Raw genomic sequence first — 26,168 nt, forward strand, 5'->3', positions numbered from 1 at the left:
AGATAAGAGAGAAAGGAGGATGACGATGGCAGAGGAGCAACTGAATACCCATGAAGGGAATATTCGCATATCGGACGATGTCGTCGCCACAATCGCAGGTCTCGCTGCGCTGGAAACTCCAGGTGTTGCCGCTATGTCCGGAGGGCTGTCCGAAGGATGGGCGAAGCGCTTGAGCGGCCGCAACGTGCAAAAGGGTGTCTCCGTGGAAGTGGGCCAAGTGGAAGCGGCCATAGATTTGAGAGTTATCATTATGTACGGAATGCCGATACAGGAAGTATGCCGCCAGCTGCAGATGAATGTGCGGGAAGCGGTGCAGAACATGACGGGCTTGAATGTGGTAGAAGTCAACGTCAAAGTGGAAGGCGTCGCATTCAAGGATGAGGAATTGGACGAAATGCCGCGCATCAAATAGTCATTAGGAATGTATGGGCATCCATGCATGGGAACAAAAAAGACTACACGGACCGAAGCGGCCGGTAGTCTTTTTTGTTGGAACGGCGGGGGAGCGATTGACCGGTCTCCTTCTTCTGCTGCACGCGGTTGTATTCCCGCGAGACGCTGAGGAGTATTCCGACGCTGACCATCGTAATGAACAGGGAAGACCCTCCGTAACTAATGAACGGCAGGGTGACTCCCGTAATCGGAATCGTCCGCGTGACGCCGCCGATATTGATGAAGGCCTGGACGGCGATGATGCCGACAATGCCTATGCTTACGAGCGTTCCGTAAATATCCGGGCAGCGCAGCGCGATCAGGATACCGCGCCAGATGAAGCAAATATAGACGAGCAAAAAGATGACGGTTCCGATAAAGCCCAATTCCTCCGCGATGATCGCGAAGATAAAGTCATTGTACGGATATGGCAGGTACAACAGCTTCTGAATGCTCTGCCCGAAGCCCGCTCCCGTCCAGCCGCCATGCGCGATCGCCTTCAAGGAATGAAGCAGGTTGTAGCTGGCCGCCTGCGAATCGTGGAACGGATCGAGCCAGGACTGCACCCGGGCCATCTTGTAGCCGCCCGACAGCTTGTCCGGCATGAACAGCATGCTCAATCCGAGCACGACGAGCACGCCGACGATGCCGACGAGCAGGCAATTCATAATATGCTTCAGGTTCGCTCCTCCGGCAATGACGATAACCCCGGCGCACGCCGTCAGTATCATCGCGCCGCCCATATCGGGCTGGAGCATAATCAGGCCGACGACGAACCCGACAATGATCATGACCGGGAACAGCCCGGTGCGGAAGTCGCGGAATTTCTCCCCCTTCTTGGCGATCAAGGCCGACAAATACAGCACGACCGCGATCTTCGCCAATTCGGTAGGCTGAATGCCGAGGCCCCCGATATAGAACCAGCTTCGCGCTCCGTTCACATCCTCCGCCGTGAACGGGACGATAAGAAGCATGAGGACAGTGACTATGAATAACGGAATGAACAGTATTTTGTAGGCCGTATAACGGATGTTCATGGCGAAGAGCATAGCCACGAAGCCTAACCCAGCCCACATCAGCTGCCGCTTGGCGAAGTAGAAAGAATCATAATCATACCTCGAGGATACGGCAGCCAGACTTGAGCTTGAACTGAATACCATCACGACGCCGAACCCGACAAGCAGCAGGGTCAGCACCAGCAAAATAAAATCAGGCGATCCCTTGCCCGTGTTTGGCGGGTTCTTCGATTGATTGGGTCTGTGCGGTCTGTTCAAGGGAACGTACCTTTAGGCGCTAAGAAGCGCTTGCTTCAGCTCATTCAGCTTCTGGGTGGCATTGTTCACGATCGGCTGCGGAATCGCTGAGTCGTAATCCAGTCCATGCGGGAAGGAAGCGCGCCCCATATATACCGCCTCGATGGCGAGGATTGTATCGGGCTTCTCCAGTTTCCCTTCCTTCACGCGGGTATTGATGCGCAGAAAATAGTCTTCGCCGTTCTTTTTATCTTCAATTTTCAAATCGTATGTAGCCCGGTAATATTCCCACTGCCAGCGGATAAAACCGAGATTCTCCGTTACCTCATCCAGGTAGGCCAGATCCGATTCGAGGCCGATGAGGCCGCTGTTCTCAATAATCATGCATCTATTCCTCCTTCATATCGTTCCTATTCATCTTCATTATGTGCAATCGGTTACCTCTTTCTCATGATAGTATGTTTCCCAGGCTTGCGCAAGACATCGCTTGCCGCGAAGGAGCGGATTGTTCAAAATTGAGGCAAAGGGGGCAACGGATGATCCGGAAGGCTTGAATCGGAGCAAAAGAGGCCTCGTAGTCCCCGCTTTTATGGTACAATATAGAAAACGTTCACAATGGAGAAGGAAATCGGAATCCTATCATGAGTGATAAGGGGAATGGCTTATGATCAATACGACCGCACCGGTGTGGAAGGCCGCATTGGCCTCCCGCTTTGAGGAGACTGTCGCTTGGCGGCGGCATTTGCACCGGCATCCCGAAGTGTCTTATGAGGAAAGGCGGACAGCTCTGTTCGTCAAGGAGAAGCTCGAATCGTTCGGCCTGGAGGTAGCGGCCGGCGTGGGCGGACATGGCGTGGTCGGCCGTCTGAGGAACGGCGCCGGTCCGGTTGTCGCCTTGCGCGCCGACATGGACGCCTTGCCGATCCAGGACGAGAAGATATGCGAATACGCGTCGACCGTGCCGGGCGTCATGCATGCGTGCGGCCATGACGCGCATACGGCGACGCTGCTGTCCGTCGCCCGGGCGTTGGCGGAGCACCGCGAAGGCTGGAGCGGGGAAGTGCGGTTTATATTTCAGCCGGCGGAGGAGGTCAGTCCCGGCGGTGCCCAAGCGATGATTAAGGAAGGGGCGCTGCAGGGCGTCGATCGGATGTATGGCGTCCACCTGTGGACCCCCATCCCTTCCGGCATCGTGGCGGTGCGGCCGGGGCCGATGATGGCGGCGGTGGATGACTTCTTCCTGACGGTATACGGCCGGGGCGGCCACGGCGGCATGCCGCATCTGTGCACGGATGCGGTCGTCATCGGCGCCCAGCTCGTACAGCAATGGCAGACGATCGTCAGCCGGACCGTGTCGCCGCTGCAGCCGGCCGTCGTGTCCGTCGGGGCGCTGCAGGCCGGTTCGACCCAAAATGTCATCGCCGACCGCGCGGTATTGAAAGGCACGATACGCTCTTTCGATCCGGCGGTCCGGAAGCTGCTTCGCGATCGGTTCGAGACGATCCTTCAGCATACGTGCGCGATGCATGGCGCGGAATATGAACTGGAATACCGCGTCGGTTATCCGGCGCTGGTCAATCATGAGAGCGAGGCGGAGCGGGTGCGCCGCGTCGCGGCAGGCTGCTTCGGGGCGGAGCGCGTGCAGGAGGCGGATATGCTGATGCCGGCCGAGGACTTCGCCTACTATATGAAGGAAGTTCCGGGCTGCTTCGTGCTGGTCGGGGCCGGCAATGGAGAGGCGTCCAGCTATCCGCATCATCATCCGCGCTTCGACATCGACGAGCCGGCGATGCTGACGGCTGGCGAGCTGTTGGCGGGGCTGGCCTGCGACGCGCTCAGGAATCCGTAAATCGGCATAATTCAGAGGCATAACGGTTATCCTAATGGTTGAACAGGAGGATGATTATGCCAAACATCGAGAACATTATGACGGATTCCATCGTCACCTGCACGGCGCAGGATAATATTTATGAAGCCGCAGTCAAGATGAAGCAGCATGACACCGGATTCATTCCGATCGTAGACGGCGAACGCCTCATCGGTGTCGTTACCGACCGGGATCTCGTCATTCGCGCGATGGCCGAGAAGCACCCTGGCTCCACTTCCGTCCGTGATGTGATGACGGAAGAAGTGATATCCGTGGGTCCGGAGGCTACCATCGATGAGACGGCGGAATTGATGGCCGACCACCAAGTGCGTCGTCTGCCGGTCGTGCAGGACGGCAAACTGGTCGGTATCGTATCGCTCGGGGATCTTGCCGTACACGTGCATTTCGCGGATGAAGCGGGAGAGGCGTTAAGCGAGATTTCCGAACAATCGCCGTATACGCATTAGGCAAGGCTGGGCGGCGCAAGTTCATCCTCTCTTCCGAGACGGATGAACTTTTTTGCGTTGCAGGACAGGAAAGGGGATAGAGGATTGGCTCAGGCAGCTTTTCAAATGGTGGTACAACAGGATTGCACGGTGCTGGTGAACGAGCGGAGCCCGGACTATCCGGAGATTCGGGCGGCCGTGCAGCGGTTCGCCGAATTGATCAAGAACCCGGCAGGCATCCATACGTTCCGGATGACGCCGATCACACTGTGGAACGCGGCCGCGAATGGCGCCACGGCCCAGTCGGTCGCGGAGACGCTGGATCGGTACGCGACCTATCCGACGCCCATCAAGGTGAAGCAGGAAATCGAGATGTGGATGGGAAGGTACGGCCTGTTCATTCTGGAAGGGGAGGAGAAAGAGACGCACTTCACCCTTCGCTCCGAGGATGAAAAGACGCTCGAACGATTCATGCACGATGCGGAAGTCGGCACGCTGTTCTCAGGCCGGCCGCAGCAGGGCCGGGTGCTTGTCCATGCCCGCCACCGCGGACGGCTGAAGCGGGCCCTAGCGCGAGCGGGCTATCCTGTTATCGACCAGTTGGGCTTCCGCGATGGAGAGCCGCTCTCATTCCGTCTGGAAGAGAGTCCCGCCTTCGCCCTTCGCCCCTACCAGCAAGAGGCGGTCGCCGCGTTCATCGGGTCGGGGACGCGGGCGGCCGGCGATGGCGTCATCGTGCTGCCCTGCGGGGCGGGCAAGACGATCGTCGGCCTGGCGGCGATGACGGCGCTGCAGAGCGAGACGCTCATTCTCACCTCGAATGCGACGTCGGTCAAGCAGTGGAAGGAAGAACTGCTGAAGCGGACCACCTTGAAGAGAGAGCATGTGGGCGAGTATACGGGGGCCGACAAGCAGGTGCGACCCGTGACGATCTCCACCTATCAGATGATGACCTACCGCCAGCATAAGGAGGGCGAATGGAGCCATATGCGTCTGTTCCATGAGCGCGATTGGGGCCTCATCATTTACGACGAGGTCCATCTGCTGCCGGCGCCGGTGTTCCGCACGACCGCGGATCTGCAGGCGACGCGGCGCCTCGGCCTGACCGCGACGCTCATCCGCGAGGACGGCTGCGAACGGGACGTGTTCTCTCTCATCGGGCCGAAGCGGTTCGAGCTGCCATGGAGACAGCTCGAGGAGGCCGGCTGGATTGCCCAGGTGACCTGCACGGAGGTAAGGGTTCCGCTTCCGGCGGCGACCCGCATCGCTTATCAGCAGTCCGGATTGCGGGAACGGGCGCGCATTGCGGCGGAGAACGGGGCCAAAGTTCCGGTCGTCCGGCAGCTCATCGCGCGCCACCCGGGCGTGCCGACGCTGGTGATCGGGCAGTACTTGTCCCAGCTTGACACATTGGCCGCGGCCTTGCAGGCGCCGGTCCTGACCGGGCAGACGCCTCAGGCCGAGCGGCAGCGGCTGTATGAGGCGTTCAAGCGGGGCGATCTGCCGGTGCTTATCGTATCGAAGGTGGCGAACTTCGCCGTCGATCTGCCGGACGCGACCGTAGCGATTCAAGTATCCGGCAGCTACGGCTCCCGGCAGGAAGAAGCGCAGCGGCTCGGCAGGCTGCTGCGGCCGAAGAAGGACGGCCGGATGGCTTACTTCTATACGGTGGTCAGCGAAGCCACCAAGGAGCGGGATTACGCGCTCAAGCGGCAGCTGTTCCTGGTGGAGCAGGGCTACCGCTATCTTATCGAGGAGGGAGAAGAGAACCTTGAACACGAATCAGCTGTTGAAGCGGACGGAACCGGATGAAGCCTCGGCTCCCCGCCGCTGCTGGGAGCGTTATGCGCAGCGGCCGGAAGCGATTCGGGAGGAATTCGGGTCGCTTGCGCCGACGCTGCGGGTTCCGCTGGCGGTCATGTTGAAGCAGTCCGGCCCTCTCCCGTTCACGGTAGACAAGCTGCTGAGCTGGCATGGGCCGCAGGCAGCCGGAGCGGCGCTGCTGGCCGCTTGCGACCCGCTCGCCGAACTCGGCTTCGTGGCCAGCGTCAAGCGGGCGTGGGGCGAGCGCCTGCTCTTCCTGCCGTCGGATATATACGTTCAACTGCTGGGATGCCTGCTGGACGAACAGCTTCATCAGGAAGGCAGCCGCTCTGAACGGCGGAAGCCCGAGGAAGGGAACGCGGGGCCGGAACCGGAAGGCTATCTCTCCGAGGCCGGACGCGGCATCGTCTTCGGCCTGTTCTCCCTGCTTGCCTTCGCGGCGAAGGAAGGGCTGCCGCTGACAGCGAAGGGAACGCTCCACAAGCGGGCCGTCACCCGGTTGTCGGCGCTCAACCCGTGGGCGGCCGCGGAGCTTCCGAATGATATGGGAGCGCAGTATCCGTTCGCCGAGGCGCTGCCGCTCCCGCTAGCCCTGGTCATCGATATCGCGCTGCGCTTCGGGCTGCTGAAGAAGGAGGCGAACCGGTATGCGGTCAACGAGCCGGTGCTGGCCAGGTGGCTGCGGCTTCCTCCGTCTGTCTGGAGCGAGGCGGTGATGTCCGTGGTGGAGGAGCATTATTTGCCTGCGGATGCGCAGCTGCGCCATCTCGTGCTGGCGGTGCGCCTGCTCGGAGCGGACGGAGCATGGCATGGCGAGCGGGAGATCATTGCGCGGCTGAGCCGCCTCGGCCTGCTAGGCGAGATGGACCGGGCGGAGCGCCAGCTGCGCGGCTGGCTGCGGACCTTCCACGCGCTCGGCTTCTGTCATCTGGCTCTGCCGGAGCAGGGGGAAGGGGAGTTGGCTTACCGGCTCGCGGAACAGGATGCGGCGGAGGGGGCGGGATTTTTCATTCAACCGGACTTCGAAATCTTGCTTCCCGCCGCGGCCCCGTTCTATCTCCGATGGGAGCTGGAAGCGATTGCGGAATGCGTCCGCACCGATCAGATGGATGTGTACCGGTTGACTAAAGCCTCTTTTGAGCAAGGGGTGGAGCATGGCCGGACGATGGCGTCCGTCTTGCGCTTCATGGAGGCGCATGCCTGGACGGGCGTGCCCGAAAATATTCAGGACGCAATGGAGCTGTGGAGCATGCAATACGGCCGCGTCCGCTTCGCCGAAGTGATGCTTCTTCGCTGCGAGGACGGCGCCGCCGCGGCGGAAGTGAAGGAAGCTCTGCTCCGGGAACCTTCCGGCATGGCCGGAATCGAGCCGATCGGGGACCGGGACTTCATCGTCGATCGGGAGCGTGCCCGCGATCTAGGGAAGACGCTGGACAAGGCGGGAATCGCGCCTCTCCGCCAATGGGGCGGGCAGGAGGAGTCGGGTTCCATGATCTCGGTGTGGGAGGAGGCTTCCGCCGATTTGGGCGTGTCTTCGGAGGAGGCGGAGAAAGCAATGGTTTACAGTCCTTCTCCGTTGCAGTATTATGAAATGGAAACCGAACCGCTGCTTGGTGAAGAAATGGCGGCGCCTTATCGGGAGGTGCCCGGCCAATGGACAAGATCGCTGCGTTCCTATCACGCGTCCACACAGAAGGATTTGGTGTCGACGGCCATTCGGCTCTCGACCCCCATCGAGGTGGAGCAGGCGGGGCAGTGCGCCACGCTGATTCCCGTTCGTATCCGGGACGGAGAGAAGGAAGCGTGGCTGTTGGAGGCTTATGATGCCGGCGAGGGAGACGCGGCAGAGCTGAAGACATGGTCCCCGGCCGATTGGGAACGGCAGCGGCTGGTGCTTCCCTCAGGTTGCCCTGGATCAAGCCGGTAATTTTAGATAGAATTGAGCGTGATAACATGTCAGTAGGACAGTATGAATCCGTTGTCGACATGGCCGTTCTGCTCACGAACGCTTACCAATTGGGCGATATGATTAACCAGTCGGCGGAAGTAGCCGAATATCTATATTGGAAAGAACGTATGGAGCAGAACGCGGAGGTCAAGCGCCTCGTCCGCGAATTCGCTCGCAAGAAGGAGCTGTTCGAGGAGACGGAGCGCTTCGGACATTTCCATCCGGATTATCACCGGGCGAAGGATGAAGTGATGGCCGTGCAGGCGCAACTGGACGCGATTGACGAGGTGGCCCGCTTCAAGCAGGCGGAGCAAGCGCTGGACGAGCTGCTTCATGGACTGTCAGAGGTGATTGCCCATGCGGTCTCCGATACCATCAAAGTACCCGGCAACGACCCGCTGCCGTCAAAAGGCTGCGGAAGCGGAGGATGCAGTGGCGGCTGCAGCAGCTGCTCTTAGCCAGCCTTCATTCGGGGGAAAGCGAGGAGAATTATGTTTCCTGAACGAACGGGATATATTATATGGGTCACCGATGTGAAGGCGGCCCGGAATTTGGACAAATACGGAACGCTCCATTATATTTCGCGCAAAATGCACTATGCCGTCCTGTATGTCAACGCGGATCGGGCGGAGGATACGATGAAGAACATTCGCCGCTTGAATTACGTCAAAAAAATCGAACGCTCGTACCGGAACGAAATCAAGACGGAATATAGCGGGGAGACCCAAGACAAGACCCAATATTTCGGAATGTGAGAGCTTGCATACCGACTACACCGACCTATTCCTACTATCGGAATAGGTCTTTTTGTTACCGAACGTACCGCGCCGCTCCGGACTCCGTTCGGGAGGGTGTCCGTCTGCGGCCGGTCTGTTGCCGGACTGCTGCTGGACTGGGGTCGGATTGCAGCCGGTCTGTTGCCGGACTGCTCTTGGTCAGCTCTTGGTCAGCAGCCGGTCTGTTGCGGCAGGCGCTTCATCCGGTCAAGATCGCTCGCCAGACTCGTCCGGGAAGGGCTGATTCGCAGAATAAAAGTGGAAACGGTCCTTGAAAAGGTTGGAGAATGTGTCTTTTTTGGAACACTTTGTTAATGTTGTGTTAAAACCGGCCTGGAAAGCCCGTGGTGAACTTGAGAACGGGTTCCGCTTGATGTAATATATTGGGTAAATATACATAGACAAAAAGACCTAACGTGGTGGAGAGTGGTACCAGTGAGAGATAAAGTCATGGAACGATGGAGCACGTACGAACCTTTTTATGTCTTGTTAGGGGATAACAAGGTGGCTGATATCGTCATCACCCATCATGCCAGATCCCGCTGGGTAGATCGGATTGCCAAGACAGATGCCGATACCGAATCGATCGCCGCGTTTATGTGGGATTGTCTGAAGCAGGAACGGATCGCTCCTTACTATCGCAACGAGCAGGATGTGTTTCTGATTGACGGGGACCTGGTCGTGGTGGCGGAATTTACTCCTTCCGATCGGGATTTCGATCTGGCGGGAGAGCCGATGATGAAGATGATTGTCGTTACGTTTCTAGGCAAAATGTCGGAGACGATGGAACTGCGGGATTTGAAGACGTACTACTCCTGGCTCCGTCATTCCCGCCGCATGACGCTCGTGAAGAACAGCCGCAAGCGCAAGTAGCGGGAGCGCTTCCGAAGCGCGCCGCACAGGCAGCTCTGTATAACATACGCCATTCCATAGGAGGCCGTCCCTGCCGGGGACGGTCATTTTATTGTTGCGGTACGGTGTGGGCGGGAACGACGGTCGGCACCGCTTCGGCTCAAGCCGCTCCTGCTGGGCAGCCGCCCCCTCCGCGGGGCAGCCGCCTGCCCCGCCCCGCTTGTCCCAGGCCTCTCCGGGCTGTCGCCCGCCCCGGAGCGGTCTTCGCGGGCAGCCTTTCTAATGTTCGCTCCCGTTGGAGTATAATGAGGGTGAGAGTTCATGGGAGAGGATGAAGGATGCATGGGGTTGAGTTTCCATCAGCTTCATATTTTCTATACGGTCGCCACGAGAGGGAGCTTCTCCGCGGCAGCCCAGACGCTGCATATGACCCAGCCTGCGGTGACGATGCAGATTCAGGCGCTTGAGGAATATTTCGGCACGAAGCTGCTGCACCGCTCGACGAAGAAGCTCAATCTGTCCGAGGCCGGGCAGAAGCTGCTGCCCTATGCGAAGCGTTGTCTCGATCTCGTCCGCGAGACGGAAGAGATGATGTCCAACTATACGCTTGATCTGCAGGGCAGGTTGAAGCTGGCCGCCAGTCTGACGATTGGGGAATATGCGCTGCCTCATCTGCTTGGGACGTTCGCGAAGCAGCACCCGCAGCTGGATATCCAGCTTCAAATAATGAATACGTCCCAGATTGTGGCCGGCGTCCGTTCGCAGCAGCTGCATCTCGGTCTCGTCGAGGCTCCGGTGACGGAGACGGATATCCATGTCGAGGCGGTGATGGAAGACGAGCTTATGCTCATTACCCCGCGCGATCATCCGCTTACGAAGGCGGAGAAGGTTCGGCTGGAGGATCTGATGCAGTATCCGTTCGTGCTGCGCGAGACCGGCTCGGGAACCCGGATCGTGATGGAGGAGGCGCTTCGCGCGTGCGGTGCCGATCCCGCCAAGCTGCGGGTCGTCATGGAGCTGGGCAGCACCGGCGCGGTCAAATCGGCCGTGGAGGCGGGCATCGGCATTACGATGCTATCGCCGTCCGTCGTCCGCCACGAACAGGCGCTGGGCCTTGTCCATGTGCTCCGCATCGAGTCGCTTCGCATCAAGCGGCAGTTCTATGCGGTGCATGCCCAAGCCGGGCTGCTGTCGCTGCCGGCCACGACTTTTATGACCTATTTGCGTACCCGACAAGAAAAGGAGTGGTTGCCATGACCGATACACAACATGTTACCTCCGCTTCGGCGGATCCGGAGCAGCCGAGACTGGCTGTGCTGGAAGGCGCCGGCGGTTCTCCGGTCCGGACCGGGGGAGCGGATCTGCACACCCATACGGAAGCTTCCGACGGAATGACCCGGCCGGAAGAGAATGTCCGCTTGGCGAAGGAGGCCGGGCTGGAAGCGCTGGCCATTACCGATCATGACACGGTGGCCGGCATCGGAGAGGCGCTTGCCGCCGGCCGGCGCTGGGGCATCGAGATTGTGCCCGGGGTCGAGATCAGCACGGTTGAGGAGGGCATCGATATTCATGTGCTCGGCTATTTCGTGCGGGTCGAGGACGAGCGGTTCCTGCAGCGGTTAAGCGAGCTTCGCGCGGTCCGGGACCGACGGAACGAGATGCTGATCGCCAAGCTGAATGAGCTGGGCATTCCGCTGACGATGGAGGAGGTTCTGTCCGGTCTCCGCCGTCCGCTGTCGCCGGGCGAGACGGTGGGCCGCCCGCATATCGCGGACGCCCTCGTCCGCCGCGGCGCGGTGCGCGATATGCAGGAGGCGTTCGAGCGTTACATCGGCGCCGGCGGGGCGGCATACGTCAATCCGCCCCGCATCCGGCCTGGGGAGGCCGTGCGCTGGATTAAGGAAGCGGGAGGCGCCGCGGTGCTCGCCCATCCGGGGATTTACGGCAATGACAAGCTGGTCGCGCGTCTGCTTGATGAATCGCCATGGGACGGGGTTGAAGCATGGCATTCGGATCATTCGGCTGCGGATGCGGAGCGGTATGCGCAGTTGGCGGAGCGGCACGGCCTGCTCGCGACCGCCGGCTCGGACTTCCATGGTTCGCGGCAGGGGAAGGTGTTCCACGGCGCGCTGGGCGGCCGGCGCGTCGGGCTGGACACCGTCCGGCGCTTGCGGGAGCGAAGCGGGCGGGATTGACCCGCGGCAGATGCCCGTTCTCCCCTGGAGAGCGGGCATACGAGGCGGTCGGCCCCGGGGGAGGGGGCAATCCTGCAAAAGTGCAGTATTTTTCAAGGGGAACGGCCCATTTAGCGAAAAATCCTGCAAAAGTGCAGGAACCTGCGGCTAATGAGCACGGAACGCGTGGTTGAGAGGGGAAAAAGATGCAGTTTTGCAGGAATCGTTCGCCGTGCATGTGCAGTGTTCTGAAATGATGTAATTTTGCAGGATTTCTACTTCCGCCGCCGCTTCTATTAACGAGACTCCCTCGGAAATATAATGTGCCGCCTCTGAACTGGACGAGTTCCGGGAGCATACATTCCCTACCTGGGCTGGACGCGCCCCCGGAGAGACACCTTCCGCATCTGTACCGATCGCGCACACTGTTCCGGACATGCTCCAACCGTACTCCGGACATGCTCAACCGTACTCCGGACATGCTCAACCGTACTCCGGACATGCTCCAACCGTACTCCGGACATGCTCCAACCACGCTCCGGACATGCTCCAACCATGCCTCCGGACATGCCCCAACCACGCTCCGGACATGCTCCAACCATGCTCCGGACATGCTCCACACTTGCGTCAGACTTGATCCAGACATGCTCGGGATTGACAGTATCATCGTCCCGGAGGGGGGCGTTTTCTTCCGAAAACGGGACAGATGCGGGGCTGCAACATAGAGATGAACGGGAACGGCTACGGAGCCGCAACACAGGGATGAACGGGAACGGCTACGGAGCCGCAAGCAGACATGAACGGGAACAAACAAAACGCCTGGAATGAAGGAACCGAACGGTTCCGTCCTCCAGGCGTCTTGCTGTGTCGCTTAGCCGCTCGTCTTGACGGTGACCGGAAGCTGTCCGACCCGGTCCGCGTCCGGCGTAATGAACAGCGTCTTCTGCCGCTCGTAGATGACGAAGCCCGGCTTCGCCCCGTTCGGCTTCCGGACATGACGGATCAGCGTATAGTCGACGGGGACGAGGCTGGAATGCTTGCCCTGGCTGAAATAGGCCGCCAACTGGGCCGCTTCCTCCAGAGTGGCGTCCCCGAAGCGCTCGCTCCGGATGACGACATGCGAGCCGGGAATGTCCTTCGTGTGGAGCCACGTGTCGTTCGGCTGGGCCAGCCTGTTGGTGACATACTCATTTTGCAAGTTGTTCTTGCCCACATAGATCGGTATGCCCTCGGAGGAGGTGTAGCAGTACACCGTCGGCCGCCCGTCTTTTTTCTTCCGCTTGCCCTTCCGTTCCCGATCGCGCAAATAGCCTTCCTGGACAAGCTCCTCCCGAATCTCCTGCGCGTCCTGCAGGTTGGCTCCCGCAAGCTGATGCAGCAGCATCTCGAAGTACCGGTTCTCTTCCTCGGCCGCGCTCATCTGCTCCTGCACGACGGCAATGCTATTCTTCGCCTTGTTGTATTTCTTAAAATAGCGCTGGGCGTTATCGGAAGGCGAGAGCAGCGGGTCAAGCGGGATCGTGATCATGCCTCCATCCTCATCATAGTAATTCGGAAGCTCGACCGAAGCGTCTCCCTTGCGAAGCATATGGAGAGAGGCGAACAGCAGCTCGCCCATCACCCGGTAGCGGTCCGCATCCTTCGCTTCCTCCAATGTCGCTTGCAGTTTCTCCAGTTTTTTCGCGTTCTTGCCGTGCTCCTGCTGGAGGAAGCGGGCCAAGTCGCCCACGCGCTGCTTGATCATGTCCCGTTCGGCCTTGTCGCCATAGAAGGCCTCCATGCAGCCGCTCATAGTCTCATATTGAGTGCGTGCACCCTCAATATGCGTAATCGGCAGCGCCGAAAAATACGATTTGCCGGCTTCATCCTCGACGAGCGTCGGCTCATAGCGATGAACCCGCACCTGTTCCATCATGCGGGAGAAGGTCTCCCACAGCGCCGGACCGTCAAGAAGCCCATCCGCGTTCGCTTCCGCCTGGCTCGCGCCCGCGCGGTAGGCCATCTCCTCCGCGAGCCGGGGGCTGAGCCCGGAGAAGCGGCTTACGAGCCACTTGGCCGCCTGCTTGGCCGGGAGACCGCGGCTCGCCCCGGATTTGTCCAAGGGCGCGGGGGCTTGATCTGCGGCGGTGCGCTCTGCGGCGGTGCCCTCCGCAGCGGCTTCCTCCCACCATGTGAGGAACTGCTCCGCGTCCGTGCCGAGCGGATCGGCCTTATGCTGCTCCGGCGGAGCCGTATAGGCGAAGCCAGGCATGACGATGCGGTAGCTGCTGATGGACGGGGTCACATGGTGAATTCCGTCTACGATGGCGCCGGTCGCCGGATCAAGCAAAATGAGATTGCTGTGGCGTCCCGTCAATTCCACGACGATCGTTTTGATCGCCTCATCCCCCAGTTCGTCCCGTTGGCGGACGCGGAAGTGCAGAATCCGCTCGCTGCCGATCTGCTCCACCTGTTCGATTATGCCGCTCTCGCAATATTTTCGCATAAGCATGCAGAACATAGGCGGTTCCGGCGGATTGGTGAAGCTCTCTTCGGTAAAATGCACCCGCGGGTAGGTCGGGTTCGCGGACAGCAGCAGCTTGCGGTTCCGTCCCGCTGTCCGGATATGGAGCACGATGTCATGCTCGGTCGGCTGATAAATTTTATGAATGCGCGCGCCGATGGTCTGCTGCAATTCATGCGCGAGGGCGCGGGTAACGATTCCATCCAATGCCATATTGATTGCTCCTATTCTGCGGGTCCGGGGCCGGTCTCCCGCTCATTTGCCTTATCTCCCTATGATGCCATACTTTTGGACAAAACTTAAGAGTTCCGTGTGCACATTGGGATATTTTCCGACTCGTCCGAATAAAGTTACCCTGAAGACCGTTTCTTTGGACGAGTCGGATTGTCCCGCCAAAGAGGGCCATCATACGGGAGGAAAGGGGAACGTACCAATGGATCAATTAAAGTGGCACCAGTCAACGGCCGAAGACTTGCTGAACACGTTGGGGGTCCACGCCGATCAAGGCTTGACTGAGGAAGAAGCGGCAGCGAGAAGGGAGCGATACGGATCCAACGAGCTGTCGGCAGGGCGGCGCGTTTCGCCGATAACGTTATTTTTGAATCAATTCAAAGACTTCATGGTACTCATTTTGGCGGGGGCGACTCTCGTCTCGGGCATGCTGGGCGAATATTTGGACTCGATTACGATTATCGCGATTATTTTGCTGAACGGCGTGCTCGGATTCATTCAGGAGTTCCGGGCGGAGCGTTCGCTGTCGGCCTTGAAACAGCTCTCCGCGCCGACGGCGAAAGTGATGCGCTCCGGCACCGTAAGCCACATTCCTGCCAATCAGCTCGTTCCCGGCGATATCGTTCTGGTGGAGAGCGGTGATCGCGTTCCGGCCGATATTCGCTGGGTGGAGACGAACAGCTGCTATGTCGAGGAATCGACCCTGACGGGCGAATCGGTTCCGGTCAGCAAGCATCATCACCGGATCCCGGAAGCGGAGCTGCCCCTCGGAGATCAGAAAAATATCGGCTTCATGGGCACGATGGTTACGCGGGGGACCGCGAGAGGCGTCGTCATTCGCACGGGAATGGATACCGAGATGGGCAAGATCGCTCATCTGATCGAAAATACAGAAACGATGGATACGCCGCTGCAGCATCGGCTGGAGCAGCTTGGCAAGATGCTCATCGTCGTCGCGCTCATCCTCACCGTCATGGTCGTCGTCGCGGGCATCATGCACGGTCAGCCCGCCCTTGCCATGTTCCTGGCCGGGGTCAGTCTGGCGGTTGCCGCCATTCCGGAAGGACTGCCGGCCATCGTGACGATTGCGCTGTCGCTGGGGGTCCAGCGCATGATCAAGCGCAAAGCGATCGTGCGCAAGCTGCCTTCGGTGGAGACGCTGGGCTGCGCCTCCGTCATATGCTCGGACAAGACCGGGACGCTGACGCAGAACAAAATGACGGTGACCCGGATGTGGCTTGGCGGACGGCTGCTGGAGGTGACCGGAGAAGGCTTCGAGCCGCACGGCCAAGTGTGCGAGCAGGGGAAGCCGATCGAGCTCAAGCATGATCAGGAACTGCGCCGCTTCCTCCAGATCAGCGCGCTCTGCAACAATGCAAGCTTGACGGAAACTTACCCGGAGGAGATGCGAGCGGCGAGAGGGGGGCGCAAGGGAGACAAAGCGGCCGAGCCGCAAGACCTGAAGGCCGTCTGGGACGTGACGGGCGATCCGACGGAAGGAGCGCTGCTCGTCCTCGCGGCCAAGCTGGGCATGACGCCGAGAGCGCTGCAAGGCATGTACGAACGGACGCAGGAGTACCCGTTCGATTCCGAGCGCAAGCGGATGTCGGTCGTCGTCACGCATCAGGGAGGACGCCATATCTTGACCAAGGGCGCGCCGGATGTGCTCCTGGATCGCTGCAAATATATGCTGTGGGACGGCAAGGTGGTGCCGTTCACGGGCACGCTGAAGCAGAAGGTGCTGGCGGAGAACGAAGGGATGGCGAAGCAAGCCTTGCGCGTGCTCGGCTTGGCGTACCGGGAGCTGAAGCCGCATGAGACGGTACATGATGAAGCGGAAGCGGAGTCGCAGCTCGTGTTTGTCGGACTGGCCGGCATGATCGATCCGCCGCGCCGCGAAGTCCGCGAAGCGATCAGTCTGTGCCGCCGCGCCGGCATCAAGACCGTGATGATTACGGGGGATCATCAGACGACGGCCGAAGCGATCGCGAATCAGCTCGGGATCATTCCCCGGGGCGGCATGAGCGTGAACGGGGCTCAACTCGCCGGGATGGATGACGAAGCGCTGGACAAAGTCGTCGATAATGTCTATGTCTATGCCCGCGTGTCGCCGGAGCATAAGCTGCGCATCGTCAAATCATTGCAGCGCCAAGGCCATGTGGTCGCGATGACCGGCGACGGAGTGAACGACGCGCCGGCGATCAAGGCCGCGGATATCGGCATCGCGATGGGCGTGGCGGGCACGGATGTGTCGAAGGAAGCTTCATCCCTTATTCTGAGCGATGACAATTTCGCCACCATCGTCGCCGCCATCGAGGAAGGGCGCGGCATTTATGAGAACATCCGCAAGTTCATCCGCTACCTGCTCGCTTCCAATGTAGGCGAGATTCTGGTCATGTTCCTGGCGATGATGATGGGGCTGCCGCTGCCGCTCGTGCCGATTCAGATTCTGTGGGTCAATCTCGTGACCGACGGGCTCCCGGCGATGGCGCTCGGCGTCGATCAGCCGGAGAAGGATCTGATGGAGCATCGGCCGCGCTCCGCGAAGGAGAACATCTTCGCTCGCCGTCTGGGCTGGAAAATCGTAAGCCGCGGGATTCTCATCGGCGTCTGCACGCTGATCGCGTTCTGGCTGACGCTGCAGGTCGATCCCGGCAGCGCCGAGCAGCTGACGAAGGCGCAGACGGTCGCCTTCTCCACCTTGGTGCTCGCCCAGTTGATTCACGTCTTCGATTGCCGTAGCTCGCGGTCGATTTTCCATCGCAACCTGTTCCAAAATAAATATCTGGTGCTTGCGGTGATCTCTTCCTTGATTCTGCTGCTCGGGGTGCTGTACATCGAACCGCTTCAGCCGATATTCAAGACGGTTCCGCTCGGCTTCCGGGATTGGGCGATTACCTTCGTCATGGCCGGGATACCGACCTTCCTGCTCGGCATCGGCTCGGTGATGAGCGGCCAGAAGAAGAAGCCTTCCGGCGGCAGACCCGCTTATCCGAAGCGTCATGCGGCATAAACGTAGTATTTTTATTCAATTTGCGGTATGATGGTAGGAAATTGACCGGAGGCGCCCCGCGGCCGCCGTGCCGGCATCTGGTCCGGGCGCATAAGCTGTAAACTGCACCGATGCACTGAAGACGCTCCCGTCGGAGCGTCTTTTATTTCAAGAAGAGCCGTTTCTTGATAAAATGGGGTAGATGACGCAGACAGAGAAGATTGGGAGAAGGGTGGAGACGGGATGAAGGACTTGCGACAAGTGCTGCAAGGGGAAATTATTGTCGGTGACGGGGCCATGGGCACCTATTTATATCAATTGGGCTACCCGGTTGGGATCTCCTATGAATCGCTCAACATCAGCGAACCGGAACGGATCCGGGACATACACCGGGAATACGTGAGCGCAGGCGCCCGGCTCCTGGAGACGAATACATTTACGGCGAATCGCGAGAAGCTGTCGAAGCATGGGCTGGAGAAGCAGGTGAAGGAGATTAACCGCGCCGCCGCCCGGCTGGCGCGCGAGGCCGCGGCAGGCCAGGCCTATGTGGTCGGGGCGCTGGGCTCGATCCGGGCCGGCAAGCGGGAAAATATCGAGACCGAGCAGGTCAAGCGCGGCTATACCGAGCAGCTGTCAGCCTTGCTGGAAGAGGGCGTCGACGGGATTATGTTCGAGACGTTCTATGATATGGAGGAAATGAAGCTTGCGCTTCAAATTGTGCGCGCCCTGGACGACCGCATTCCGATCATCTGCCAATTCGCGGTCGAGGAATCGAACCGGACGAAGGACGGACTTCGCCTCCTGGATGCGTTCCGCCTGCTGCGCGAGGAGGGCGCTGACGTCGTCGGGTTGAACTGCCGCATGGGGCCGAACGGCCTGATGAGGGCGATGGAAGAGGTCACCGGCCGGCTGGCGCTGCCGATGTCGGCTTTCCCGAACGCCGGTCTGCCGGATTATGTGGACGGAAGATACAACTTCGTGGCCACGGCCGACTATATGGCAGAGAGCGCCGTGCGCTTCGCCGAATTGGGCGCGCGCATGATCGGAGGCTGCTGCGGGACGACGCCGGAGCATATCCGGGCGATAGCGCAAGCCCTGGCGGGCGTGAAGGCTCCGGCCCTTCCTACGCTTGCCGAGGAGGAGGCGCAGGCCCAGGCCGCCCCGCCGCTCGAGATCGGAGAGCGCGGCGCCGGGCCGGTATCCGGGCAGGGGACGGCGGAACGCGGGCCGTCGCTTGTCGATATGGTCCGTGAACGCCATACCGTCATCGTGGAACTGGATCCGCCGCGCGATCTGGACATCGCGAAGTTCATGCTGGGCGCGCAGGCGTTGAAGGATGCGGGGGCCGATGCCCTGACGCTGGCGGACAACTCGCTTGCCGTCACCCGAATGAGCAACATGGCGCTCGGTTATTTGGCGCTCGACAAGGTCGGCATCCGGCCGCTCATCCATATCGCCTGCCGGGATCGCAACCTGATCGGTACGCAGTCCCATATGATGGGCCTGGATGCGCTCGGCATCGATCATGTGCTCGCGGTCACGGGGGATCCGGCCCGCTTCGGCGATTTGCCGGACTCGAGCTCGGTCTATGATCTGACCTCTTTCGAGATTATCCGCATGATTAAGCAGTTGAATGCGGGGCTTGCTTTCTCGGGCAAGGCGCTGAAGCAGCGCGCGAATTTCGTCGTCGGGGCGGCGTTCAACCCGAACGTGAAGCATCTGAACAAGGCGATCGAGCGCCTGGAGCGCAAGATTGAAGCCGGGGCGGATTATATTATGACGCAGCCGGTATATGACGCCACCTTGATCGAACGGATTGCGGAGGGGACGAAGCATTTGAATGTGCCGGTCTTCCTCGGCATCATGCCGCTGGCCAGCGGGCGGAATGCGGAATATCTTCATAACGAAGTGCCGGGCATTCATCTCTCGGACGAGGTGCGGGAACGAATGAAGGGGCTTGAGGGCGAGAGCGGGCGCCAAGAGGGCGTAGCCATCGCCAAGGAGCTGCTGGATGTGGCGATGAAGCATTTCAACGGAATCTACTTCATGACCCCGTTCATGTTCTACGAGATGACCGTCGAGCTGACGGAGCATGTGTGGCAAAAAGCGGAACGCCCGACCGCCCCCTTGTATCGGCATACGTAATGAATTAAAATAGGATAATGGATGTGGTACCCATGGTATACAGCATGACCGGTTACGGCCAATCCGTCCGAACCGTCGGCGGAGACAAGATTACGATTGAAGCGAAGTCCGTTAACCATCGTTATTGCGAGATCATGCTGCGCATGCCGCGTGAATGGACAAGCTGCGAGGAGCCTTTGCGCCGTCTCGTTCAGCGGTCCGTCAAGCGCGGGCGGGTAGACGTGTTTATTAACAGAGAGCGTGAAGGGGAAGCGAAGACGGCGGTAGCCATCAATGAGCAGACCGTGAAGGCCTATATGGAGGCCGGCCGGCTGCTTCGCGACCAATACGGCGTCTCCGGAGAGATGACCGTCAATGACTGGCTTCGCTTGCCAGATGTATTTACCATCCAGGAAGAGCAACCGCTGTCCGGGGAAGAGCTGCTTCGCGAGCTTGAATCGGGCTTGGCGGAGGCGATGGATGGTTTATGTCGGATGCGGGTCATGGAAGGCAACCACCTCGCCCAGGATATGAAGGAACGACTGAACCGCCTGGAGTCGTTGCATGCGGACATTTCCACACGGGCTCCGCTCGTCGTTGCCGAGTATCGCGCCAAGCTGCAACAGCGGATAGAGCAACTGCTGGATGCCGAGTCTTCCTTGGACGAGTATAAGTTCGGCATGGAGGTAGCTCTGTTTGCGGATCGCTCCAATATCGATGAAGAATTGACGCGGCTGCAGAGTCATTTCAACCAGTTCAGACAGCTGCTGGACAGCACGGAACCGATCGGAAGGAAGCTCGATTTTCTCATCCAGGAGATGAACCGGGAAGCGAACACCATCGGTTCCAAGGCGAACCATCTGGAGATTATCAACCATGTCGTCGACATGAAGGCAGAGTTGGAAAAGATTCGCGAACAAGCCGCGAACATGGAATAAATATGGAGCGTTTTCGAAAGTAGAGGGAGGACCTGTAATGGCCATTAAACTGATTAATATCGGTTTTGGTAACATCGTATCTGCCAACCGTATCATCTCAATCGTGAGCCCGGAATCGGCTCCTATCAAAAGAATCATCCAGGAAGCGCGCGATCGTCACATGCTGATTGACGCGACGTACGGCCGGCGCACCCGTGCGGTTATCATTACGGACAGCGACCATGTCATTTTGTCCGCGGTCCAGCCGGAGACGGTAGCGCACCGCTTATCCACGAAGGATGACGACAACGACGAATAAGATGGAGATGAACATGAAGAAAGGATTTTTGATTGTGCTATCCGGCCCTTCCGGCGTCGGCAAAGGCACGGTATGCAAATCTTTATTGAAGCGGCTGCCTGATCTAATCTACTCGGTGTCCGCCACAACGCGCCAGCCCCGGCAAGGGGAAGTCGATGGAGTGAACTATTTCTTCAAGTCGCGGGAAGAGTTCCTGGATATGATCGAGAATGACAAGCTGCTGGAGCATGCCGAATATGTGGGCAATTACTACGGCACCCCGCGCGACTTCGTGGAGCGGACGCTGAACGAAGGGCAGGACATCATTCTGGAGATCGAGGTGCAGGGGGCGTTGAAGGTGAAGGAGAAGTTCCCGAACGGGATCTTCATCTTCCTGCTGCCTCCGTCGCTGGACGAGCTGGAGGATCGGATACGCGGCCGGGGCACCGAGAACGATACCGTCATCGATCACCGCATGACGGCGGCGGTCGAGGAAATGGCCATGATGGCGAATTACGATTATGCCGTCGTGAACGATGAGATCGACTTGGCGTGCAAACGTATAGAGAGCATTATTATAGCCGAACATTGTAAAATCAGGCCGAACCGGTAAGACGGCCGTCAGCGGGGCGCACTTTCCATAGAGCACGTGTTCAAAAAGGCCGTTTTCGGCACCGTGAAGGGTCCAAGAACTCGAAGCGTATGCTTCCGATGGGAGTTTTGCATCGCAAAACTTGTAAGGAGCAACGGAGTGCAGGAGGGACTGCATGAGCAGCTAAAATGTTTCCCAGAGGAAACATGCTTCGGAAGCATATGATCTGCAAGAGCGAATGCAAGATTCGAGGCCGGGTTGCTTCCTGAATCCCTTCGTGATCGAAAGCAGACTTTTTGAACATCCTCTATGAAGTGTGCCTCGTCATGCGCCGCGAAGGATTCGAGGTTGAGTAAGAAGCGGTCCCGGTGGCAAGGGGCATCGGGACAAGCAGGAGAAGGAGTGCGGAACTATGCTATATCCATCCATTGACGAATTGATGAAAAAAGTCGACAGCAAATACTCGCTGGTCGTGGCGGCGGCCCGCCGGGCGCGCCAACTGCGCGACGGAGAGCGGACCGAATTGCAGAATCCCAAATCATACAAGCAGGTCGGCGTGGCGCTGGAAGAAATTTACGGCGATCATATAACGGTCGAGCAGGGCAATGCGGTGTAACGCCGATCCGGCTGCGGAATCGGTGCATAGACGGTGAGCGGGACAGCCGAATGGGCTGAAGGACCGCCGCCCATTAATTGAGCAGGAAGCAAATAACAACCGTCAGGTTGTTATTTTTTTCAAATGACGAGAATGCTCCCTATCCGGGAGGGCAGGCCGCCGCCGGGATGGAGGCTTGCGCGATAGAGGAGCGGAAAGGCGGGGGCGTATGCTGCAAGGAAAATCGATATTGCTCGGCGTCACGGGCGGCATTGCGGCTTACAAGGCTGCAGCGCTGTGCAGCAAGTTGAAGCAGGAGGGAGCCGAGGTGCGCGTCATTATGACGGCATCGGCGACTCAGTTTATTTCGGAGCTGACGTTCCAGACCTTGTCGCGCCAGCCGGTGTATACGGATACGTTCGACGAACGGGACCCTTCGGTCGTCTCCCATATCGATCTGGCGGATCATGCGGATCTGGTGCTGGTGGCGCCGGCTACGGCGAACGTGATCGCCAAGATGGCGCATGGACTGGCGGATGACATGCTGTCGACGACATTGCTCGCCACGACGGCGCCGGTCATGGTAGCTCCGGCCATGAATGTACATATGTACGCCCACCCGGCCGTCGTGCACAATATGGAGATATTGCGGTCGCGGGGCGTCCGGTTCATCGAGCCGGAAGAAGGCCTTCTCGCTTGCGGCTACACCGGCAAGGGAAGGCTGGCCGAGCCGGAGCATATCGTGGAATATGTAAAGCGCTGGTTCCGGGAAGGCGGGAAAGAGTCTGCTTTGCGGCCAGCCGGCGCAGCCAGCCAAGGAAGGGAACGGCCCGGACTCCTTCAGGGCAAGCGGGTGTTGATTACGGCAGGCGGCACGGTCGAGCGCATCGATCCGGTCCGCTACATTACGAACGATTCGTCCGGGAAAATGGGCTTCGCGGTCGCGGAAGCCGCCCGCGACATGGGGGCCTGCGTGACGGTCATCGCCGGGCAGACCCAGTCGGTTCCTCCGGAGGGCGTCGAGCTGATCCGCGTCGAGACGGCGTTGGATATGCGGGATGCCGTCATCGCGCGGTACGAAGATGCGGACATTGTCGTAAAGGCCGCGGCCGTCGCTGATTACCGGCCGGTGCACCGGGCCGCCCACAAGCTGAAGAAGACAGGCGAGCGGCTCGTCATCGAGCTGGAGCGGAATCCGGATATTTTGCAGGAGCTGGGCGAGAAGAAGAAAAATCAACTGTTAATCGGGTTTGCCGCCGAGACAGAGCAACTTGAGCAGTATGCCCTGGACAAGCTGGCGCGCAAAAATCTCGATTTTATCGTTGCGAACGATGTCTCTCGCCCGGACGCGGGCTTCGGCTCCGATCGCAATGAAGTGCATATATATAGTAAAAAAGGACTCGTCGAACGCATCCCGCTTACGGCCAAGAGCGAGGTAGCCCGCAGGCTGCTGAAGATTGCCGCTCAGAGGATCTCTGCGGGAGGCGAACCGCCATCCATGCCTGACGAGGTGCATTCGCTTGAGCCATAATGGAGCGGGGCGGATTCGGGACGAAGCGCATGCGGAGGCACTCGGATCTCATCCCGGGTCGCCGATTGCGCGCGTTATTGTCGATGTGTCGGTGAAAGACACGGATCGGCCGTTCGACTACGCGGTTCCTCCGTCCATGGCGGAGTGGATCGAAAAGGGCAGCCGGGTCGGCGTCCCGTTCGGGGGGCGGACGGTGCAGGGCTTCGTCATCGGATTCTCCGATCGGACGGATGTGCCGCTCTCCCGGCTGAAGCCGATACAGCAACTCCTGGATGTCGTACCGCCCCTCCCGGCCGATCTCGTCGATCTCGGAATGTGGATGAGCGATCGCTATGTATGCACCTTAACGGCCGCTCTGCAAGCGATGATTCCGGGAGCTATCAAGGGCAAGCGGGAAAAGGCGCTCTCGCTGGGCGACGATGCCCGCCTGTTCCTTCAAGGCGCCGACGGCGGAACGGATGAATTGGCCTTGCATCCGGATCGTCTGCTGGACGACCCGCAGACCCGCAGCCTGCTTGCTTATGTGCAGCGGCACGAGCCGCTGCCGGCGCCGAAGCTGCTGCAGGCCTTTCCCCAGGCAGCGCGCCTCATTAAGGAAGCGCTCCAGCATGGCTGGCTTCAGGAGACGGAGCGGATTAAGGATCGCATCGGCGTCAAGCGGTTGAAGCGGGTAACGCTAACGGTCGATGATGTCGGCGAGGCGGTTGGCAAGCTGGGGAGCCGGGCCGGAAGACAGCAGGAAACGCTGCGCCTTCTGCAGGAGTATGGCGGTGAACTGCCGCTCAAAAGCTTGAACGCCTCCGCGGTCAAGGCGCTTGAGGCCAAAGGCTATGTGGCCGTCGACGAAGTCGAGGTGATGCGCGATCCGTACGCTCAACGCCGTTTCCGGCCATCGAAGCCGCTGCCGCTGACAGAAGAGCAGTCGCGTGTCTTCGAAGCAATCGCGCGGGCGGTGGACGAACAGGAGCATCAGACGTTTTTGCTGCACGGAGTAACCGGGAGCGGCAAGACAGAGGTCTATCTGCAGGCGATCGAGCGGTGTCTCGCTTCCGGGCGCGAAGCGATCGTGCTCGTGCCGGAGATCTCGCTGACTCCGCAGATGGTCGAGCGCTTCAAGGGGAGATTCGGTTCCCGGGTAGCGGTCATGCATAGCCGACTCTCCCAAGGCGAACGTTACGACGAGTGGCGCAAAATCCGGGAAGGCCGCGTTCAGGTGGCGATCGGGGCCCGCTCGGCGGTGTTTGCCCCTTTTCCCCGGATTGGCCTTATTATTATGGATGAAGAGCATGAGTCATCCTACAAGCAGGAAGAGACGCCGAAATATCACGCCCGCGATGTCGCGATCGAACGGGCGCGCCGGCAGGGAGCCGTCGTCGTCCTCGGTTCGGCAACGCCTGCGATGGAGACGTATTACGCCTCCCGTCTGAACGGCTACGAGCAGCTCCCCGCTGGGCTGGAGCCGCCCCCCTGGGAGCTGGCTCCCCTGGCAATGCCTTCTCGAGTCGGAGGAAGGCCGCTTCCTCCGGTCACGATCGTCGATATGCGGGAGCAGCTGAAGCTCGGCAACCGTTCGATGTTCAGCGCGCCGTTGGAAGCGGCGCTGGAGCAGCGGCTGGAGCGGCAGGAGCAGACCGTGCTGCTGTTGAACCGCAGGGGCTACTCGACGTTCGTCATGTGCCGCAGCTGCGGCTATGTCGCTCAGTGTCCGGAATGCGATATTTCATTGACGTATCATATGAAGACGGGGCATATGCGCTGCCATTACTGCGGTCATGCGGAGCGGGCGCCGGAAGTATGCCCGTCCTGCGAGAGCGAGCATATCCGTTATTTCGGCACAGGCACCCAGCGGGTAGAGGAACAGCTCGCCCGGCGCTTTCCCGGCATTCGCGTCATCCGAATGGACGTGGACACGACCTCGGAGAAAGGATCGCATGAGCGGCTGCTGCAGCAGTTCCGCGAACGGAAGGCCGACGTGCTGTTAGGCACGCAGATGGTGGCGAAGGGGCTAGACTTTCCGCATGTCACGCTGGTTGGCGTTATTGCCGCCGATTCGGCGCTGCATATGCCGGACTTCCGCGCGGCCGAGAAGACATTCCACCTGCTGACACAGGTCGCCGGCCGGGCAGGACGCCATGATCTGCCGGGGGAAGTCATCGTGCAGACCTATGCCCCGGAGCATTACTCCATTATCCATGCGTCGGGACATGATTATCGCGGCTTCGCCTCCGAAGAGCTGCGGCACCGCCGCAACCTGATGGTGCCGCCCTTCTGCCGTCTGGCGCTGCTGTCGATGTCGCATGAACAGCTGCCGCTGCTCGTGCGCGTGGCCGAGAACGCAGCTCAGCGGCTCAAGGAGCTGGCTGAGCGTCAGGGCTGGCTGCTTCCGCTGCATGAGCATACGGACGCGATAGAGATTCTCGGTCCGGTCGCTTCTCCGATTCCGCGCATCAAGAACCGCTATCGGTTCCAGTGCATTATCAAATGCAGGGGAGACGTGAATTTGTCGGGTCTGCTGGCGGAAGCGATGCGCGAGTTCGATTCAATCGCCAAGGAACAGGACGTCCGGTTCAGCGTCGATATCGACCCGCAGATGATGATGTAGCCCGGCTCAGTGGCATGAAGGGGCCGGAATAGTGGACCGCTTGCTGTTGCAGGGCACGCCTTGATTGAAGCCGGCTGCGCGTTGGGGCTGGCGCCGATGATTCTGCCCGCATGCGGGCAGCCGGGCTGAGACGGCGCTGAACGGCTTGTTACTATAGATGAAAGCATATTATGCGGGCTGAATTTTTTTGTTAGACAGAGACGGTCCCGCT

At 59.7% G+C, this 26,168-nt stretch carries 21 protein-coding genes; 18 read left to right on the forward strand and 3 right to left on the reverse strand.

What is annotated here, in order from left to right:
* Nucleotides 1–25: 25 nt before the first annotated feature.
* On the forward strand, nt 26–412 hold the full coding sequence (locus tag L6439_RS09175; RefSeq protein WP_168182823.1) for an Asp23/Gls24 family envelope stress response protein: 387 nt from the start codon (nt 26–28) through the stop codon (nt 410–412).
* Between the two features lie 43 nt (nt 413–455).
* Here L6439_RS09175 and ftsW read toward each other — a convergent pair whose 3' ends face one another.
* Together ftsW and L6439_RS09185 are read right to left on the reverse strand one after the other, a co-directional pair.
* A complete protein-coding gene (ftsW, locus tag L6439_RS09180) occupies nt 456–1,706 on the reverse strand; it encodes a putative lipid II flippase FtsW (protein WP_168182824.1) in 1,251 nt (416 codons plus the stop codon).
* Between the two features lie 12 nt (nt 1,707–1,718).
* Nucleotides 1,719–2,069 (reverse strand): YugN family protein, encoded by a 351-nt coding sequence (locus L6439_RS09185; protein ID WP_168182825.1) that lies wholly within the window; start codon nt 2,067–2,069, stop codon nt 1,719–1,721.
* A 280-nt stretch (nt 2,070–2,349) separates the two neighbouring features.
* Here L6439_RS09185 and L6439_RS09190 point away from each other — a divergent pair, with 280 nt between their 5' ends.
* From L6439_RS09190 to L6439_RS09230, 9 genes are all read left to right on the forward strand, one after another.
* Nucleotides 2,350–3,534, forward strand: coding sequence for a M20 metallopeptidase family protein (locus L6439_RS09190; protein WP_172879202.1), 1,185 nt, complete (start codon nt 2,350–2,352; stop codon nt 3,532–3,534).
* Between the two features lie 56 nt (nt 3,535–3,590).
* A complete protein-coding gene (locus L6439_RS09195) occupies nt 3,591–4,019 on the forward strand; it encodes a CBS domain-containing protein (RefSeq protein ID WP_168182863.1) in 429 nt (142 codons plus the stop codon).
* A gap of 105 nt (nt 4,020–4,124) precedes the next feature.
* The gene (locus L6439_RS09200) at nt 4,125–5,810 is read left to right on the forward strand and encodes a DNA repair helicase XPB (protein WP_168182862.1); all 1,686 of its coding nucleotides are present in this window, start codon (nt 4,125–4,127) and stop codon (nt 5,808–5,810) included.
* A complete protein-coding gene (locus L6439_RS09205; protein WP_213470188.1) occupies nt 5,770–7,749 on the forward strand; it encodes a helicase-associated domain-containing protein in 1,980 nt (659 codons plus the stop codon). Before L6439_RS09200 ends, L6439_RS09205 begins: the two co-directional genes overlap by 41 nt.
* Nucleotides 7,750–7,775: 26 nt before the next feature.
* A complete protein-coding gene (locus L6439_RS09210; RefSeq protein WP_168182948.1) occupies nt 7,776–8,228 on the forward strand; it encodes a YlbF/YmcA family competence regulator in 453 nt (150 codons plus the stop codon).
* 33 nt (nt 8,229–8,261) lie between these two features.
* Nucleotides 8,262–8,525, forward strand: coding sequence for a YlbG family protein (locus tag L6439_RS09215; protein ID WP_168182947.1), 264 nt, complete (start codon nt 8,262–8,264; stop codon nt 8,523–8,525).
* Between the two features lie 456 nt (nt 8,526–8,981).
* The gene (locus tag L6439_RS09220) at nt 8,982–9,419 is read left to right on the forward strand and encodes a hypothetical protein (RefSeq protein WP_040734542.1); all 438 of its coding nucleotides are present in this window, start codon (nt 8,982–8,984) and stop codon (nt 9,417–9,419) included.
* 321 nt (nt 9,420–9,740) lie between these two features.
* Nucleotides 9,741–10,655, forward strand: a complete 915-nt coding sequence (locus tag L6439_RS09225; protein ID WP_213470190.1) for a selenium metabolism-associated LysR family transcriptional regulator — start codon at nt 9,741–9,743, stop codon at nt 10,653–10,655.
* Nucleotides 10,652–11,593 (forward strand): PHP domain-containing protein, encoded by a 942-nt coding sequence (locus tag L6439_RS09230; RefSeq protein ID WP_168182874.1) that lies wholly within the window; start codon nt 10,652–10,654, stop codon nt 11,591–11,593. Before L6439_RS09225 ends, L6439_RS09230 begins: the two co-directional genes overlap by 4 nt.
* A gap of 850 nt (nt 11,594–12,443) precedes the next feature.
* On the opposite strand, the gene L6439_RS09235 is transcribed toward L6439_RS09230, so the two are convergent.
* Complete coding sequence (locus L6439_RS09235; protein ID WP_213470192.1) at nt 12,444–14,288, reverse strand: Rqc2 family fibronectin-binding protein; 1,845 nt, start codon at nt 14,286–14,288, stop codon at nt 12,444–12,446.
* A 220-nt stretch (nt 14,289–14,508) separates the two neighbouring features.
* Here L6439_RS09235 and L6439_RS09240 point away from each other — a divergent pair, with 220 nt between their 5' ends.
* The 8 genes from L6439_RS09240 (at nt 14,509) to priA (ending at nt 25,957) form a co-directional block, all read left to right on the forward strand.
* Nucleotides 14,509–17,319 carry a calcium-translocating P-type ATPase, SERCA-type gene (locus L6439_RS09240; RefSeq protein WP_168182752.1) on the forward strand — a complete coding sequence of 937 codons (2,811 nt, stop codon included), beginning with the start codon at nt 14,509–14,511 and terminating at the stop codon, nt 17,317–17,319.
* 222 nt (nt 17,320–17,541) lie between these two features.
* The gene (locus L6439_RS09245) at nt 17,542–19,443 is read left to right on the forward strand and encodes a bifunctional homocysteine S-methyltransferase/methylenetetrahydrofolate reductase (RefSeq protein WP_213470194.1); all 1,902 of its coding nucleotides are present in this window, start codon (nt 17,542–17,544) and stop codon (nt 19,441–19,443) included.
* A 32-nt stretch (nt 19,444–19,475) separates the two neighbouring features.
* The gene (locus L6439_RS09250; RefSeq protein WP_168182754.1) at nt 19,476–20,360 is read left to right on the forward strand and encodes a YicC/YloC family endoribonuclease; all 885 of its coding nucleotides are present in this window, start codon (nt 19,476–19,478) and stop codon (nt 20,358–20,360) included.
* 37 nt (nt 20,361–20,397) lie between these two features.
* Nucleotides 20,398–20,658, forward strand: coding sequence for an extracellular matrix/biofilm regulator RemA (remA, locus tag L6439_RS09255; protein WP_005548256.1), 261 nt, complete (start codon nt 20,398–20,400; stop codon nt 20,656–20,658).
* A gap of 13 nt (nt 20,659–20,671) precedes the next feature.
* A complete protein-coding gene (gene gmk / locus L6439_RS09260) occupies nt 20,672–21,250 on the forward strand; it encodes a guanylate kinase (RefSeq protein WP_168182750.1) in 579 nt (192 codons plus the stop codon).
* Nucleotides 21,251–21,641: 391 nt separating this feature from the next.
* Nucleotides 21,642–21,845: a DNA-directed RNA polymerase subunit omega gene (gene rpoZ, locus L6439_RS09265; protein WP_168182749.1), complete on the forward strand. Its 204-nt coding sequence runs from the start codon at nt 21,642–21,644 to the stop codon at nt 21,843–21,845.
* A gap of 208 nt (nt 21,846–22,053) precedes the next feature.
* Complete coding sequence (gene coaBC / locus L6439_RS09270) at nt 22,054–23,355, forward strand: bifunctional phosphopantothenoylcysteine decarboxylase/phosphopantothenate--cysteine ligase CoaBC (RefSeq protein ID WP_168182748.1); 1,302 nt, start codon at nt 22,054–22,056, stop codon at nt 23,353–23,355.
* Entirely contained in the window at nt 23,345–25,957 is a 2,613-nt protein-coding gene (gene priA / locus L6439_RS09275) for a primosomal protein N' (protein ID WP_237096797.1), read from the forward strand. The genes coaBC and priA overlap by 11 nt, the downstream gene beginning before the upstream one ends.
* Nucleotides 25,958–26,168: the final 211 nt, after the last annotated feature.

The sequence above is a fragment of the Paenibacillus dendritiformis genome (assembly GCF_021654795.1).
Classification (GTDB): Bacteria; Bacillota; Bacilli; order Paenibacillales; family Paenibacillaceae; genus Paenibacillus_B.